The following is a 15,859-nucleotide window of genomic DNA, read 5'->3' on the forward strand; positions in this document are numbered from 1 at the left end:
GCCGATGGCCAACGTCGCATAAACCAGTGTGGTGTAGCCGAATAGCGGCTTGCGGCTGAATACCGGGAAAACCTCGGTGACGATGCCGAAGAACGGCAGCGCGACGATATACACCTCGGGATGTCCGAAGAACCAGAACAGATGCTGCCATAACACAACGCCACCGGTGCCCGGATCGTAGATATGGGCACCGAGGTGGCGGTCGTAGGCCAGTGCCATCAGCGCCGCGGTCAGAATCGGGAACGCGAGCAGGATCAGGATGCTGGTGACCAGGATATTCCAGGTGAAGATCGGCATCCGGAACATCGTCATGCCCGGACAGCGCAGGCAGATCACCGTGGTGATCATATTGACCCCGCCGAGAATGGTGCCGACACCGGAAACCGCCAAACCCAGGATCCACAGGTCCGCGCCCGCGCCGGGCGCATGCCCGATGGTGCTCAGCGGGGTATAGCCGGTCCAGCCGAAGTCGGCGGCGCCGCCGGGGGTGACGAAGCCCGCCGTCGCGATGGTCGCGCCGAACAGGTACAGCCAGTAACTGAGGGCGTTGAGCCGGGGGAAGGCCACGTCCGGCGCCCCGATCTGCAGCGGCAGCACGCAGTTGGCGAAGCCGAACAGGATGGGCGTCGCATAGAACAGCAGCATGATCGTGCCGTGCATGGTGAACAGCTGGTTGAACTGCTCGGTCGACAGGAACTGCATACCGGGCCGGGCCAGTTCACCTCGCATCAGCAGCGCGATGAGACCACCGATGAAGAAGAAGGTCATCGCGGTGGTCAGATACATGACCCCGAGCACCTTCGGATCGGTGGTCGTGATCATTTTCCAGAAATAGGAGCCCTTCGGCCCGACCCGCTGCGGATAGGGCCGCACAACTTCGAGTTCTGTGGTACTCACGGGCCGTCGCCACCTTCCGATCGCCGAGCAGCCTTGTCCGGATTATGCGCCTTTCCGATCGCCGACATGCGTGCTTTGCCCCAAGGCCGCCGTCGGTTCCGCTGCCACGGTATGACTGGACCTGCGACCACGGTGGGATGTGCGTCCGTCACGCGTGCCGCAGCGTGGAAATACGCCGATCGGGCACGCTGGAGTGCAAGGAAGAGCTTCATCGGATGGGCGATGCCGCAGGGTACACCAGGGCTGTTCCCGCCTCGGCCAGAGACAATCGTACCGAAGCCGGCGTGGCCGTCCCGCTGGTCGTTGATGCAACGCCGTTTCGGCGGTAAGTGCCGCGCCAACAGCTGACCCGGCCACTCCGGCGTCGAGCCGAGAGCGGATTGTCGCGGCGTCTTCGGTCACGCCGCCGTCATTTCGACGCAGGCATGAGCGTGGTGCAGCCCTCACGGCCCGGCAGCCTGATCAGGCGGCACGTGATCTGTGCGGATCGATCGGCCCGCACAGACAATGAGCGCGGGAACGATCATGGCTGACCGGCCTGAGTGCGAATCCCGATACACCGGCTACCGGTCGGTCAAAGAAATTGCGGCGTAATGCAATCGGATGAACCGTCGTCGTATCGCTCCGCAGAATCATTGACACCGAAGACATCCCGCAGCGACTCGCGCGTCATGACCGGCCCGTGGGACTGGGTATTGGTGATGCGGTCCGACACCGAGAGTGACCAGCGACGAAATTCGTCGATGAACCGCCGTTCATCACCACGACCCGATTCGGCGCCTCGGTGACGGTGTAGCTCTTACCGAAGCTCTCTGCGGTGACTGGGTATTTCGTGACGCCCTCGGTCACGGCGGGTCTGGTGGACGCGGATTCGCAGACCGTGGTCGAACATCCGGTGACGGCGAGAGTGCTCACGGCCAACGCCGGCACAGCGGCGCGTTTCATAGGCATGAAGGCTTGGTTGTCCGGCGTCACGCCTTGGTTCCCGGAAATTTTTCGCATCTGTTACCGTGTGCCGCGCATCATCCCTGTACAGACCCAGCCGACCCTGCTTGACTTGGGAGACAGGTCCAACCGGACCGCAGGAGAGCGCATGTCGACCCATTTCGCTTGTCCGGCAGGTAGACCCGCTGACCGCAACGAACCGGAACACGGTGAGCGCGTCGATATTTCGACCGTGCCCGAAGCTCGAATCATCCAGTTCGCGGTCAGCCATCCGCGTGGCGATGTGACGCTGGTGGTCGTCGCGGGCGAGGTCGATCTGTGCACCGCGCCGCGACTACGGGACAAGCTGTTGCGTGCCTTCGGTTCTCGAGGCTCGATCACGATCGTCGATCTGTCGCCGGTCACCTTCTTCGCCGCCGCCGGACTGGCGACCCTGGTCGAGGCCCAGGCGGCGGCCGAAAAGGCTGACCGCAGAATGGTTTTGATCACCACGGTGCGCTGCGTCGATCGGGCCATCGAGGTCACCGGACTTGCCACGAACTTCCGCCGCGTCGGATCCCTGGCCGCCGCACTCGCGGACCATACACCGGGATGTGCTGCCCCGGTGTAGGGTCCACGCGAAATCAGCGGCGCCGCGCCTCCAATCGGGCGCGGGCCCGCGCGATCCGTGCCTGCGCGAGAGTCACCCGCTCCTGAGCTTCATCGAGACGACGCAGCGCCTTGTCGACCCGTGGCTGGGCCTTCTTGGCGCGCCGCTCCGTCTTCTCGGCCAAGCGCGCGCCGCGCTTGTGTGCCTTCTTCGAGAGTTCGGCGCCGCGTTCGCGTGCGGTCGATGCGAGTTCTGGTCCGCGTTCCTTCGCGAGCTCGGCGAGTTCGATGCCGCGGTGCTGGGCGATTTCGGCGAGGTGTGTGCCGCGTTCGCGTGCCGTCGATGCGATTCCTGGCCCGCGTTCCTTGGCGATTTCGGCGAGTTCCGCGGCCTTCTCGGCCCACTTCGCACCGCGCTCCCTGGCCAGCTCGGCCCATTCCGGACCGTGCTCCCGGACCGTCTCCGCGATATCGGAGCCCCGCTCCTGGGCGACCGCGACCTGGGCCGCCGCGACATCGCCGAGTTCGCGGGCCCGCACGGCGGCATCGTGCGCATGGCGGCGCAATGCCTCGCCGGTCGAATCCGTTGCGGTGAATGGCAATGCGGCCGAAACCGCCGCCGTGGCATTGCTCGCGGCACGTCGACCACGCCAGCCGAGCGAGGGCCTGCCCTCGGTATCCGCGCTGGCGATTATCAGACCGCCGAGCAGACTCACATCTTTGAGGAAGGCGGTGCGCTTGGCCGCCTTACGTTCTGGATCCTTCTCCGCCCAGAAGTCCTGCTCGCTGACCGTCGCAGGAATCACTGTCGCGGCCAAGGTGAGCGAGGCCAGGCGCGGAAACTTACCGAGGGCGAGCAGCACACCGGCCGAGACCTGGGTGATCGCATTGATCCGCACGAATGTCCCCGGATCCGATGGCAATTTCGCGGCGATTTTGTCGGGCAGCGATTGCTGACCCTGCTGGACCAGAGCCGATGCCGCTTGGGCGCGCGGCTCGGGGTGGACCAGTGCGTCGACCCCATCGGCGACGAACGTGGTCGCCAGCAGTGGTCGGGCAAATCGGCGTAGCAACATGACGTCCCTTTCCTCGATGGCTGAGGTTCGGGTAACCGCGTTCGGCGACGTCAAACAACAAGATCAACACCCGTAATCAGGGTTTGACCGGGTGTTCTGTCGCGCCGAACGGCCGTACCTCCGGACTGGACAGAAAGGTGGTGATGATGTTCGTTACGGTCTTGGGATCTCCACCATAAGCAGGTGACCGCATTCCGTGAGCTGAATTCGAGTGCGCGGATGCAGTGTCTCGTCGAGTCGGGCGCCGGCGCGGGCCGACAGGACGCGGTTCTGCTCGCCCCGGATGGTGCAGATCGGCGCAACCGCGGGCCCGGGGTGGGAGATATCGAAGTCGGCATAGATCGGATCGGATATGGTGCTGGGAGGACACCGATATCGCCGGTGCGTAACCAGCGGTCGGGCGTGATGGCGGCGGCCGTCGCGGCCTCGTCGGCCCAGTAACCGAGCATGACATAGGGACCGCGCATGCAGATCTCACCCTCGACACCCTCGCCGACGGGCGCGCCCAGCCCGTCGCGGATCTGCAGTTCGACCCCGATGACCGGGCGACCGACGGTGTCCGGGGTGGTGGCGAGTTCGGCCGGTGTGGCGATGGTCGCCGCGGTACTGCATTCAGTCATGCCGCAACTGGTGACCAATGCGGTCTTGGCGACCGGAAGTTGTTCGCGCAGTCGCTGCTGCAATGCGGCCGAGGACGGTGCCGAGTTCAGCGAGAAGCCGGCCAGCGAGGTCAGGTCGTACTCGGCCAGATCCACTTCCAGCAGGCGACTCGCCATGGTCGGCGTCGCACCCCAACTGGTGATCCGCTCCCGTTCGATCAGCCGCTGTGCGGGAACACGGCGGTCAGGGCTGGGTGGGCGAGTCCTCGTCGGGTGCCTGGTCGTGCACCTCGGTCGGCACCGGGACCGGCCGCAACAACACCCAGACCAGGAAGGCAAGCGCCACCGCCCCCATCCCGAGACCGGCCCAGAGATTCACATTCACCCCGCCGGTCTTGACTTCCTCGGCACCGGTGTCGTGCACCAGCCCGGTCACGACCAGAATTACGGCGTAACTGCCCAGCAGTGCGCCGACAATGGTGCGGATATCGAAAAGCATCGTCTGGCCTCCTTATCCGACGATGAAATTCAGCGCGATGACCAGGACCAGCGCGATTCCGGCGAGCAGCACCGGCCGCTGGTACCACGGCAGGCTCGCCTCGTCTGGATCGTGCCGCAGTTGCTTCGGCGTCTCCGAATACACCAGTCCGACGAGCTCGGCATCCGGTTTCGACTGCGTCACCTGGGTGACCGCGACGCTGATCACGATATCCACCACGAACGCCACTGCGGCCGCGACAAAACTCGACCCTTGACCGGACAGTTCGAAGACTCCGGTCTTGTGCAGGATGAAAACCACAATGGCCGACGCGGTTCCGAGGACCAGTCCCATCCACCCCGCGGTCGGCGTCATCCGCTTCCAGAACATGCCGAGAATGAAGGTCGCGAACAGCGGTGCGTTGAAGAAGCTGAACAGTGTCTGCAGATAATCCATCATATTGCTGAAATTGCCTGCGATGAACGCGGTTCCGATCGCCGCGACGGTCGCGCCGACCGTCGCGAGCCGACCGACCTTCAGGTAATACCCGTCCGGCCGATCCTGGCGCACATACTGCTGCCACAGGTCATAGCTGAATACCGTATTGAAGGCGGAGATATTAGCCGCCATACCCGCCATGAACGCCGCCAGCAACCCGGCGAGCCCGACACCGAGCAGCCCGTTCGGCAGCACATCCTTCATCAGATACAGCAGCGCCTGGTTATAGGTGACATCACCCGAGTAGTGCGAACCGGCCGTCTCCGCGGTCTTGTACTCGCTCATCTGCGGCACCAGCACCGCGCTGATCATGCCGGGAATCACCACGATCAGCGGAATGAACATCTTCGGATACGCGCCGATGATCGGCGTGCGCCGCGCGGCGGAAATGGAATGCGTCGCGAGTGCGCGCTGCACCTCGACGAAGTTGGTGGTCCAGTAACCGAACGAGAGTACGAATCCGAGCCCGAAGATGATGCCGATCACCGACAGGAAGTTGTCGGAAAACCCACTGAGCGCATTGCCCGGCCAGGACTCCAACTGCGCGCCACCGCCGGGCGCAGCGGTCACCTTGTCCCGCAAACCATTCCAGCCACCGGCCTTGTGCAGGCCGACCAGAGTCAGCGGCAACAGCGCGGCGACGATCACGAAGAACTGCAGCACCTCGTTGTAGATCGCCGCGGATAATCCGCCGAGGGTGATGTAGGACAGCACGATCACTGCGGCGGCGAGCACCGACACCCACAGCGGCCAGCCGAGCAGCACATTCAGAATCGAACCGAGCAGATACAGATTCACCCCCGCAATGAGCACCTGCGCGATCGCGAAGCTCAACGCGTTCACCAGATGTGCGCCGGTGCCGAAGCGCCGCCGCATGAATTCCGGCACACTGCGCACCTTGGAGCCGTAGTAGAACGGCATCATCACCACGCCGAGGAACAACATGGCAGGCACCGCGCCGATCCAGAAGTAATGGAAGGTCGGGAAGCCGTATTCGGCGCCATTGGCCGACATGCCCATGATCTCGACCGCACCCAGATTGGCGGAGATGAAGGCGAGGCCGGTCACCCAGGCGGGCAGCGATCGTCCGGACAGGAAGAAGTCGATACTCGACGAGACCCGCCGCCGGGCCAGCAGACCGATGCCGAGTACGAAGATGAAGTACAGCGCTACCAGCGCGTAGTCGACGGGCTGCGCGTCCAGGCGCAGTGTTGTCTCGGCTTGTACCGAGACGGCATCCAGCGCCGAGGGGAAAACGGTCGAATCGGCAAGCGGCACAGCGCCGTCCCTCCGGGCGATGAAACCAGGCGTAGGGCTAACTCTCGGGTTCTACTGTGCGTGATCGTGCAGTACCCGCGTGGCACAATCACGCACAAATATTGGACAGTTGGTCAAACGATGCGGTGCGCACCCGCACCGGGTACGACGACGAATGTGCGCGGTGCCGCGAAACCCGATCGCGCGAACCGGTTTCGCACCGCGTCGGTGACTGCCGCGGTGTCGTCCCGATCGATCAGCGCGATCGCGCTGCCGCCGAAGCCGCCGCCGACCATGCGGGCGCCATATGCCCCGGCCTCGAGCGCGGTGGATACCGCGGCGTCCAGTGCCGGTGTCGAAACCTCGAAATCATCGCGCAGCGATTCGTGTGCCGCGGTCAGGATCGGTCCGATCGCACGCGGATCCGTGCCGCATCGCAACTTTTCGGCAACCGAAAGTACGCGCGCATTCTCGGTCACCACATGCCGGGCGCGCCGCCGTAGTACAGCATCGCCGATGCGGTCCACGGCGGCCACCGATTCGATATCGCGCAGCGCGGGCACCTCGAGTGCGGCGGCGGCCGCCTCGCATTGGGCGCGCCGCCGCGCGTAATCGCCATCGATCAGCGTGTGTGGCTGTCCGGTATCGATCACCAACAATTCCAGCCCGAACCGATCGAGATCGAACGGAATCTGTTCGTGCGCGACACCGTCGCGTGCGACCAACCGTCGCACATCCAGGAACAACGCATGTCCGGCCGTGCACAGGATCGATGCGGACTGATCGAGCAGTCCGGTCGGCACCCCGGCGTAGTCGTTCTCGGCGGCGCGGGCCAGGTCGATCAACTCCCGATCGGTGACGATGGGCGCGAACAGATCTCGCAGCGCGACCGCCACCGCACAAGACAACGCCGCCGAGGACGACAATCCGGCACCGATCGGCACCGCACCATCCAACGCCAGGTCGACGCCGTCGCGCGCATATCCGCGCCGGGCGAATTCGGACACCGCGCCCAGCGGATAGCGCGACCAACCGGGCACCCGATCCCGTTCGGCAGCAAGCTCGCTCACCGCGACCAGCACCGTCTCACCCGGCCGCTGCCGTGAGAGCACCCGCACCCGGCCGTCGGTCCGCACCTCGGCCTGACACTCGACTACCAGCGGCAATGCGATGGGCAGTACGAAACCGTCGTTGTAATCGGTGTGTTCACCGATGATGTTGACCCGCCCCGGAGCCACCCACTTCGGCACGAATTCCTCACTTCGTCGCATTGGCTGTGCCCACGCATGTCATCCCAGCAACCGTGGGTACCACACCCTACGAGACACGCCGCCGGAGCATGTCTTTCGGCCCACGCGGATGCGTGATCGATCGTCTTGACGCACAGTCGAATTTGACGCAATACCGGCCTAAATAACCCGGCCGGTGGTTTCGGGAGGGCATTATGGTTCTGACAACCCCACGCGGCGGCTTACTCGGGCTGCAGTGGATCGATCGACTACTCCCGCCCATGGGCAGGCCGGACCGCGGCGATCAGCGTGACTCCGGAGCTCCACTGACGATCGAGATCGGCGCGGCGACGGGGGTTGGCCCGACGAGTATGTCGGCCTTCGATGCGGCACTGCGTGACCTGGGAGTAGGTGATGCCAACTTGATCCGCCTGTCATCGGTCATCCCACCGCGTGCCGCCTTGGCCCGCAGCGGCCGCGTCCGCAAACCGATTCCCTGGGGCGATCGGCTCTACTGTGTCTACGCCGCACAGCATGCGAATGCGGTGGGTGAGCGCGCGGGCGCGGGCATCGGCTGGGTGCTGCGCGACGACGGTTCCGGCGCCGGACTTTTCGTCGAGCACGAGGCCGAGACCGCCGCGCAGGTCGCGGAGCTGATCCGCACCAGCCTGACCGATATGACCCGCAACCGGCCGGAGCGATTCGGCCCGATCCACTTGTGCACTACCGAGGCCCGCTCCGATGGCACGCCGACCTGCGCGCTGGTGCTCGCGGCATACCACACGACACCGTGGGGACGACCATGACCGCATCGCGCAGCGTTTCGATGGGGCGGGCGACGGGTGGGCCGCCCGAACTCACGGTCACCATCGAATCGACCATTCCAGACGACCGGATCGACATGTTCTACTTCCTGTACGAGGAGGCCTTCGGCCCCTTGCGCACCAAGGCCATTGCCAGACAGGTCCTGCACCGATCCGAATTCCACGAGGAGATGATCGACCCGAGGGTTGCCAAACATGTCGCGCGCACCGCGACCGGCGAACCCATCGGCGTGACGACGCTGACCAAACATCTCGAGACCGTCCCGTGGATCAGTCCGGAGTATTTCGTCGCCCGCTATCCCGAACATGCGGCACGCGGTGCGATCTACTACGCGGGTTTCACCCTTGTTGCGCCAAGTGCGCGACAGGGGGCGGCATTCCATGCCATGATCAAATCTGTTGTCCAGGTATTGGTGGCCGAGCGCGCGGCGGTCGGCTGGGACATCTGCTCGTACAACAACACTCGGTTTTCCTTCGCCGACAGCATTCGAGCGGTGCTCGACGAGCAGGAGGCGAAAGTCGAAGTCGCGGTGGAGGATTCGCAGACCTACTACGCGGCGCGGTTCACTGAGGATGGAGCGACCAAGGGGGGCTGATGACCGCCAGTGCAGAGCAGTCGACCATCATTCGACGCCGCCTCGAAATGCCGTGGCGCACAGTATTTTTCGCACTTACCGCAATGGGTCTCGCGGTACTGCTCGGCATTGATGTCCGGCCGTTGTCGCTGCTGACCATGGCCGCCGTGGTACTCGGCGCGCTCACCATGATCTGTATCGGCCTGCGGCGATACACTCCGGTGCGGCCGTTGCCCTGGTATCTGCTGTCGGCCTCGGCGGTACTGTTCGCCGTGGGTACGGCCGCCCGCGAGATCGACGACGCGCTGCACCCGATCGACGACCTGTTCACGCTCGCAGGCTATTTGGGCACGGGGGTAGCCGCGGCGCTGTGGTTACGTCCACGCCAGGTCCGGCCCAACTACGATCTGCTGCTCGACTCGGCGCTCATCGGACTCGGCGCGTTGCTCGCCTCCTGGACCTTTCTCATCTCACCGATCCTGCAGTCGCACGACACCACCGCGAATACGCTGGTGGCCGCGACCTATCCGGTACTCGATGCACTGCTGCTGACCTTGGTCGCGCATTCGATGGCAACCGCGAGCCGCTCGGAGATCTCGCTGCGCCTGCTACACCTCGGGCTGATCTTCGTGCTGATCGGCGATCTCGGCTACAGCCTCGACGCTGTCGGCCGCGTACCCGTCGCGCACGAACTGCTGCTGGTGCCGCTGCTGGCTGCCTATCCGATCGTCGGCGTCGCGGCGCTGCATCCGACCATGGCGAGTCTCGGTGCGCCCCGGCGCATCCACCCGCACCACTCACGGCAGCGGGCCAGTTTCATTGCCGTCGCGTTGATCATGGCCTCGCTGATTCCGGTGGTCGGATCCCGGCTGGACACTCTCGATCGGGTGGTGGTGTCGTCCCTGTGCGCGCTGCTGCTCGTCGGAGTGCTGGTGCGCAGCGAACGCGCGATCGTCCGCAGTGCGCGCAGTGAACGGCGCGCGCAGTATCAGGCCGATCACGATATGCTCACCGGCTTGCTGAACCGTTCCGCGCTGCTGCGCGCGCTGAATCGCAATAGCCAGCACTGGATCGAGCAGCCGCTGTGTCTGCTGTTCATCGATCTCGACGGCTTCAAGATGGTCAATGACAGCTACGGCCACGCGGTCGGCGACGAGCTGATCGCCAATGCGGCATCCCGGATCCGGCACATCATCCGGCGCGACGATGTGGTGGCCCGCTACGGCGGCGACGAATTCGTGGTGCTCGCCCCGCTCGACCGACAGGAGGCCGCCATGCTCGCGGAGCGACTACTCGGCGCCTTCGTTCGGCCGTTCGAGCTGAGCGCGGGCGAAATTCCGATCACCGCGAGCGTCGGCCTGGCCTGCGGCAGGCCGTGCAGCTCCGACGACACCATCTACGACCTCATCCGGGACGCGGATTCGGCGATGTACCACGCGAAGGAGTACTCGCTCGGCTACGCCTTCCACGACGATCTGCGCCATGGTGCCCAGCCGCGGCACAGCACCGCCGACCCGGGACGCCGGATCTGGCGCCCGAGCGGGCGGTCCCATAACGCCAGCGGCCAATCCGCCAGCACCGCGGTCTAGTCCGAGAGCTCGTCGAGCAGTCGCCGCGCTTCCTCTAGTTCGGCCTGTAACTGCTGCACCTTGGACTCCTGGACCACCCGGGCTGCTTCCAGGATTCCGGCGACCACCTCGGCCACCTCCGGATGCAGCACCTTGGCCGCCTGCGCCACCGCGGAACTGGCCACCGGCAGACCGCGCACGGACTTCTTCTTGCCGCTGACCACGTCGACCGACCATTCGCCGTCTGCGGTGCCGGTGAGCGTGACCGTGACCTCCGGCGCCTTCGCCTTGCTCCGCGCGGCGGTCGCCTTCGCCGCGGGCTTCGCGGTACCGGCGGGCGTGGCGGGTTTGGCCGGTTCCGCAGCGGGGGCAGCCGGTTTCGCGGTCGCGGCGGCCGGGGTGGTGCTCGGGGCCGGAGGTGTAGGGCTCGTCAGGGTCGACGGCTGGATCACAGTGGCTTCCTTCCTGGTTGTCGACTTCGGCTGGGCAGGGCTTGTGCTTGCCGCCTTATCCCGCGGCGGCTTGGTCAACGTCACTTCGGTCGGAGAAAAGGACAGTACATCCTTCGATCCGGTCGGCTTGACCCGCAGGAAGTCGCTCTCGGATCGATCACCGATCTCGACCACTTTGCCGGACCGTCCCTCCGGCACGCCCACCGCGGCCGCGGTGAACCACACCATCGGCGGGCGGCCGCCGGCGATGTCGGTGGCGATCCGCTGAATCTCAGTGTCCGACAACGGCTGTGGTTTTGTTCGTGGGGACGACATGGTGGCACTCCGAGCGGTATTCGTGGATGGCTGCGTGCACAGATGATGCCGCACACCACCGACAAATTCACAGGCCACCATCGAATCCACCCACTATCGGACAAGGTCCCAAACCTCAGCGAATATGCGGCAACAACACTCGTAGCCCTCGCAAACCCACCAGCCGAGAATGTATCGGTGGCGCTATGTGTCGACTCTCCACCAATGCACTCTCGCCGCATGTGTCGAGCGCCCCGGCCGGGAGTGGGCGGGCCGCTTGTATTTGTTGTGGGGTAGGGGGTTGCATACTGGCAGTTGGGGTGACGGGCTGGTAACCGCCGGAGCCCCTCACGCCCCGGCGATTTCAGTTGGCAACTAGGCCGCGGTGCCCTTGCGTGTCACGAGACCGACGATAATGTCGACGACGAGAAACGCGAGCAGGCTCAGCCCGACCAGGGGCGCGAACCAGCCCACAACCAGCGCGGCCGCCGCAATGGGCACCGCCAGCCACGGCGAACTGCGGCGTAATGCACCGCGACGTGGTGCGCGTCCGATGGCGAACCGTGACCCACTGCGGGTCGGCCGCCGCTTCCACCACATCGAATAGCCGAGTCCGAGCACGACGATCAGCCCGATCATCGCCACCAGCAGCAGGAACTGGTTGAGCAGCCCGAACATCAGGCCCATGTGGAATTGGATGCCCCAGTTGGTGAGCTTGGCCATGATCGGCCAATCGGCGTAGGCGAGCTTGTCGGTAACCGTGCCGGTCGCGCCGTCGACCGCCACCGCATCGATGGTGTAGGTGCCGGGCATGCGCCGTTCCTTCACCGCGAAGGCGACACCGGGCTCAGTCGGAATGGCGATCTCGGAGCCCTGAGTGATGCCATTGGCGCGGGCCGCCGCATAAACACCGTCGAGTTGCGCGATCCGGGTCGGGATATCGACCGGCGCGGGCGCATGGTCGGCGCCACCGTGGTGCTCGCCGCCCGCGTGCTGCTGCGTGGTCGCACCGGGTAGTGCGGTGCTCACCGCGGGTGTGGTCCAACTGAGCTGCTCGCGCAGTTCGGTGATGTTCTCGCCCGCATAGGTCGACCAGGTCAGCCCGGTCGCGGACAGCAGCAGGATCACCGGCATGATCCAAACGCCGACGGCCCCATGCCAATTCATCGAACGACCACGGCCCTTTTGGGAACCGTCGGGTGCCAGCAGCCAGGCGGCGGAGTTGCGGTTGCGACGCCCGCGCACCCGACGGATCCACAGCACCAGACCGGCCAGTGCCACGACCCACAGCCACGAGGCGGCGAGTTCGCTGTAGACGCGACCCGGTTCGCCCAGGTGCAGATCGCGATGCAGCCGATCGATCCAAGTGCGCATCGGGAGCGCACCCGAACTGCCGTAGACCACCTCGCTGCCGACCGGCTGCGCGGTATACGGATTCACGAAGACCGCACGCCGTTCGGACTCGCCGAGCGACGGGTCGTCGAACAGTACACGGGTGGTGTCGTCGGCTTCGGGTGCCGGCGCCACCGCGACCAGCCGCAGATTCGGCTGGGTGGCGACGGCCGCGGTGACCTGTTCGGACAGTGGTCGCATTTCGCCGTTCGCCTCGACCTGCAACAGGTCGCGCGAGGTAATCGCTTCCAGGGTCGGGGAGATGGCGTAGAGCGCACCCGTGACCGCGGCGATCAGGATGAACGGTGCGACGAAGATGCCCGCATAGAAATGCGACCGCATCGCGAGGGGATACAGGCCATTGCGTGACCGTGTTTCCTGTGCCGGAGCCGATGATTCGGTGTCTGGCGGACTGGTGTCCGTAATGCTCATGATTATTCGTTTCTGGAGTTCGGAAGAGCCCGGAAGATCGTCGGCCGTCGCTGATCGGCGAGTCGTCGGAATCCGCCGGATACCGCCGAAGTGACGAAATTCCTGACGGATGGCGGATCCCGGCGTTCGCCGGGCGAGGCAGAGCGCCACGCCACAACTCGACAGGTTCGCGCTCGGCAATACTGAGCCGAACCAGGGAGTCGATCTCACCTGGCTATGTGAAATCTCGCCCTGGCAAAGGTGTTGCGCGACAACGACGACGCACGAGCCGAGCCCGTGCACCGGGTAAGGAAATATCAGTGACCGAACGCCGGCGGCGGCCCACGCGTGCGCAGCGATTGCGCCGTGAAAACGCGCAGCACGACACGATCTCGATGCGTCAGGCGCAGCGGCACCGGCCCGGGTATCGCGGGTGGGTGATACCGCATCGGCAGGACCCGCGACAGCACCGCACAACCGATCCGATACGTGGCCTCCGCACCCCGGATGACCACCGCCGCGAGCACCGCCGCGACGAGGTGCGCGGCGACCATACCGGGCGTGAGCTGGGCATCGCCGTGACGCATATGCCCAGAACCCCAGCCAACGGTGACGTGTCCGAGCAGTTGACCCGCGACGAGCGCCGAAATCAGCCCGACCGAGCTTTCGCGCAGCGGTGCGAGCCCGGTGACCAGTGCGCCGACCACGGCGCAAGCGGCGGCGAGGAGCGCGATCGTGGTGCTGTTCAGCGCCATCCCGCCGGACGCCCAGCCGTGTGCCGCAACGGATATGGCACCGGAGATCGAGCCGGCGCATGCGCCGCGCACCTGCGCGACGGCGCTGCGTTGCCCCGCAGCGGCCGGGCCGGACTCGATACTCACGCGCCGATGATAGCCGACGAATTACCCGCCGATTCCCGCCCCGATCGGCAGCCGGAATTCGTGGGATGCGTCTAGTCTCCAGCTGGAAGAAATGCGAAAGCCGAACACCTGCCGAATTTCAGTAGGTGTGCGGCTCAGCCGGAAATCAGCCCGCGTCGACTTCCATCTCGATCAACGGCTTGCGCAGCAACTTGCCGGTCGCATTGCGCGGCAGCTCATCGAGGAAGATCACTTCGCGCGGCACTTTGTATCGCGCCAGATTCGCCTTGACGTAATCCTTGATCTCCCGTGCGTCGCGCTTGGATTCCGGACCGGGAACGACGAAGGCGCGCAACCGCTTGCCGAATTCGCGATCGTCCACGCCGACCACCGCGGCCTCGAAGATATCGTCGCGGCCGGCGATCAGGTTCTCCACCTCGAGCGGGAAGACGTTCTCGCCGCCGGAGACGATCATGTCGTCGTCGCGGCCGTCGATGTAGAGCAGGCCCTCGGTGTCGAAATGGCCGACGTCACCGCTGGACATCATGCCATCCACGATCTCCTTGGTGCGGCCGTCGGTGTAGCCGGTGAAGGCGAAACCGTTGTCCACGAAGATGGTGCCGGTGATATTCGGCTCGGTGATCGGTTTGCGGTTCTCGTCCAGCAGCACGATCCGGATGCCGACCGGCGCCTTGCCCGCGGTGGTCGGGGCCTTGCGCAGATCCTCCGGGGTCGCGACGGTCATGACGGCGCATTCGGTGGAGCCGTACAGGTTGTAGAGGCTGTCGCCGAAGTAGTCGAGGGCGCGAGTGACCACATCGGGTGCGATGGCCGAACCCGCCGCGAAGATCACCTTGATGGTGCGCGGGTCATACTTGGCCAGCACCTCGTCGCCGAGATCGAGAATGCGCTGCAGCATGGTCGGCACCACGATCAGCGAATCCGCCTGGTAGCGCTGGATATTGGCGAGCGTCTGCTCCGGATCGAATCGACGCTGCTGAAAGATCACCCGGTTGCCGAGGGCAAGCCCCAGGGTGAACTGGGAAAGTCCGGTGCCGTGGAAGATCGGCGCGGCCATGATCATGGTCCCGTTATTCGGCAGCGGCACCCGGTCGACGAACTGGGCCGAGGCGAACGGACTGACCCGGTCGCGCGGCGCACCTTTCGGGGTGCCGGTGGTGCCGCTGGTCAGGATGACCATGCCGCCGGGCTCGGCGGGGGCGGGCAGCGGCGCGGTCGAGCGGCCCTCGCACAGCGATTCGATGGTCGGCACCGCCGCATCGGCATGGTCCTTTTCATCCACCCAGGTGAGCACCCGGGGGATCTCGGCCGGGATCGCGCTCATCAGGCCGAGGAATTCGCTGTCGTGCAGTACGACCTTGACGTTCTCGCGCGCGGCCACATCGGCGAACTGCGGTTTCGCGAAGCCGGTATTCATCAGCACCGTGCGGACGCCGAGCTTGCCGGTCGCGAGCAGGCTCAGCACCATGCCGCGATGGTCGCGCGCCAGCAGCGCGACGACATCACCGGGCCCGAGACCCTGCGCTTCGAGCCCACGGGCCAGGGCGCTGGACTGCTCGTCGAGTTGGCCGAAGCTGACTTCACCGCGCTCGTCGACAATGGCCGCCGCATCCGGTCTGGTCTGCGCCGCGTGCATGACGACACCGGCGAACGGTCCGAATTTGAGCACATTGAACATCGACCGTGCCGCGTGATCGGGTCGGAGCGGATTGAACAATTGCCGCTTGATCATGACATTCACGCCCTTGGCGAAATCGCCCGCTTTCCGGACGGAGTCATTCAACGCAAGTTTGGATAGAAACATTCGACAACGCCTTCCGCGATCCACCTACCGGGACCGAGGGCGGATCGGACCACAATTTCGAGATCAAGTGCTGCCGTTAACAATAGCAAGC

13 protein-coding genes and 1 pseudogene are annotated in these 15,859 nt (G+C 65.2%); 4 read left to right on the forward strand and 10 right to left on the reverse strand.

Annotated elements, in window-relative coordinates; translation table 11 throughout:
* Positions 1 to 897, reverse strand: an 897-nt coding sequence (locus ACW2Q0_RS24485; protein ID WP_457193250.1) for a cbb3-type cytochrome c oxidase subunit I, incomplete at its 3' end; no start/stop codon positions are given.
* A gap of 817 nt (positions 898 to 1,714) precedes the next feature.
* On the opposite strand from ACW2Q0_RS24485, the gene ACW2Q0_RS24490 reads away from it, so the two are divergent.
* A complete protein-coding gene (locus ACW2Q0_RS24490; protein WP_457193251.1) occupies positions 1,715 to 2,452 on the forward strand; it encodes an STAS domain-containing protein in 738 nt (245 codons plus the stop codon).
* A gap of 13 nt (positions 2,453 to 2,465) precedes the next feature.
* On the opposite strand, the gene ACW2Q0_RS24495 is transcribed toward ACW2Q0_RS24490, so the two are convergent.
* The 5 genes and pseudogenes from ACW2Q0_RS24495 to galK form a co-directional block, all read right to left on the reverse strand.
* Positions 2,466 to 3,506 carry a DoxX family membrane protein gene (locus ACW2Q0_RS24495; RefSeq protein WP_457193252.1) on the reverse strand — a complete coding sequence of 347 codons (1,041 nt, stop codon included), beginning with the start codon at positions 3,504 to 3,506 and terminating at the stop codon, positions 2,466 to 2,468.
* Between the two features lie 362 nt (positions 3,507 to 3,868).
* Positions 3,869 to 4,444 (reverse strand): annotated as a pseudogene (locus tag ACW2Q0_RS24500) (AMP-binding protein); the annotation flags it as partial.
* Complete coding sequence (locus ACW2Q0_RS24505; protein WP_457193253.1) at positions 4,350 to 4,604, reverse strand: hypothetical protein; 255 nt, start codon at positions 4,602 to 4,604, stop codon at positions 4,350 to 4,352. The pseudogene ACW2Q0_RS24500 and the gene ACW2Q0_RS24505, both read right to left, overlap by 95 nt.
* A 12-nt stretch (positions 4,605 to 4,616) precedes the next feature.
* On the reverse strand, positions 4,617 to 6,323 hold the full coding sequence (locus ACW2Q0_RS24510; RefSeq protein WP_457193342.1) for a sodium:solute symporter family protein: 1,707 nt from the start codon (positions 6,321 to 6,323) through the stop codon (positions 4,617 to 4,619).
* Between the two features lie 149 nt (positions 6,324 to 6,472).
* On the reverse strand, positions 6,473 to 7,609 hold the full coding sequence (gene galK / locus ACW2Q0_RS24515; protein WP_457193254.1) for a galactokinase: 1,137 nt from the start codon (positions 7,607 to 7,609) through the stop codon (positions 6,473 to 6,475).
* Positions 7,610 to 7,782: 173 nt separating this feature from the next.
* Here galK and ACW2Q0_RS24520 point away from each other — a divergent pair, with 173 nt between their 5' ends.
* From ACW2Q0_RS24520 to ACW2Q0_RS24530, 3 genes are read left to right on the forward strand one after another with little or no spacing between them, the layout of a single operon-like run.
* Entirely contained in the window at positions 7,783 to 8,373 is a 591-nt protein-coding gene (locus tag ACW2Q0_RS24520; RefSeq protein WP_457193255.1) for a pyruvoyl-dependent arginine decarboxylase, read from the forward strand.
* Positions 8,370 to 8,987, forward strand: coding sequence for a hypothetical protein (locus ACW2Q0_RS24525; protein ID WP_457193256.1), 618 nt, complete (start codon positions 8,370 to 8,372; stop codon positions 8,985 to 8,987). Before ACW2Q0_RS24520 ends, ACW2Q0_RS24525 begins: the two co-directional genes overlap by 4 nt.
* Positions 8,987 to 10,555, forward strand: coding sequence for a diguanylate cyclase domain-containing protein (locus ACW2Q0_RS24530; protein WP_457193257.1), 1,569 nt, complete (start codon positions 8,987 to 8,989; stop codon positions 10,553 to 10,555). The genes ACW2Q0_RS24525 and ACW2Q0_RS24530 overlap by 1 nt, the downstream gene beginning before the upstream one ends.
* Here ACW2Q0_RS24530 and ACW2Q0_RS24535 read toward each other — a convergent pair.
* The 4 genes from ACW2Q0_RS24535 to ACW2Q0_RS24550 form a co-directional block, all read right to left on the reverse strand.
* Positions 10,552 to 11,271 carry a DUF6319 family protein gene (locus ACW2Q0_RS24535; RefSeq protein ID WP_457193258.1) on the reverse strand — a complete coding sequence of 240 codons (720 nt, stop codon included), beginning with the start codon at positions 11,269 to 11,271 and terminating at the stop codon, positions 10,552 to 10,554. The two genes, ACW2Q0_RS24530 and ACW2Q0_RS24535, sit on opposite strands and share 4 nt — an antisense overlap.
* Before the next feature lie 384 nt (positions 11,272 to 11,655).
* Positions 11,656 to 13,104 (reverse strand): PepSY-associated TM helix domain-containing protein, encoded by a 1,449-nt coding sequence (locus ACW2Q0_RS24540; protein WP_457193259.1) that lies wholly within the window; start codon positions 13,102 to 13,104, stop codon positions 11,656 to 11,658.
* 296 nt (positions 13,105 to 13,400) lie between these two features.
* A complete protein-coding gene (locus ACW2Q0_RS24545; protein ID WP_457193260.1) occupies positions 13,401 to 13,964 on the reverse strand; it encodes a hypothetical protein in 564 nt (187 codons plus the stop codon).
* Positions 13,965 to 14,109: 145 nt separating this feature from the next.
* Positions 14,110 to 15,768, reverse strand: coding sequence for an acyl-CoA synthetase (locus tag ACW2Q0_RS24550; protein WP_457193261.1), 1,659 nt, complete (start codon positions 15,766 to 15,768; stop codon positions 14,110 to 14,112).
* Positions 15,769 to 15,859: the final 91 nt, after the last annotated feature.

The organism is Nocardia citri (assembly GCF_054065835.1).

Bases quoted from the DNA above. Each gene is read 5' to 3' on its own strand.
- ACW2Q0_RS24520 (WP_457193255.1), top strand. From the start codon at position 7,783: ATGGTTCTGACAACCCCACGCGGCGGCTTACTCGGGCTGCAGTGGATC.
- ACW2Q0_RS24530 (WP_457193257.1), top strand. From the start codon at position 8,987: ATGACCGCCAGTGCAGAGCAGTCGACCATCATTCGACGCCGCCTCGAA.
- ACW2Q0_RS24495 (WP_457193252.1), bottom strand. From the start codon at position 3,506: ATGTTGCTACGCCGATTTGCCCGACCACTGCTGGCGACCACGTTCGTC.
- ACW2Q0_RS24540 (WP_457193259.1), bottom strand. From the start codon at position 13,104: ATGAGCATTACGGACACCAGTCCGCCAGACACCGAATCATCGGCTCCG.
- ACW2Q0_RS24505 (WP_457193253.1), bottom strand. From the start codon at position 4,604: ATGCTTTTCGATATCCGCACCATTGTCGGCGCACTGCTGGGCAGTTAC.
- ACW2Q0_RS24550 (WP_457193261.1), bottom strand. From the start codon at position 15,768: ATGTTTCTATCCAAACTTGCGTTGAATGACTCCGTCCGGAAAGCGGGC.
- galK (WP_457193254.1), bottom strand. From the start codon at position 7,609: ATGCGACGAAGTGAGGAATTCGTGCCGAAGTGGGTGGCTCCGGGGCGG.
- ACW2Q0_RS24525 (WP_457193256.1), top strand. From the start codon at position 8,370: ATGACCGCATCGCGCAGCGTTTCGATGGGGCGGGCGACGGGTGGGCCG.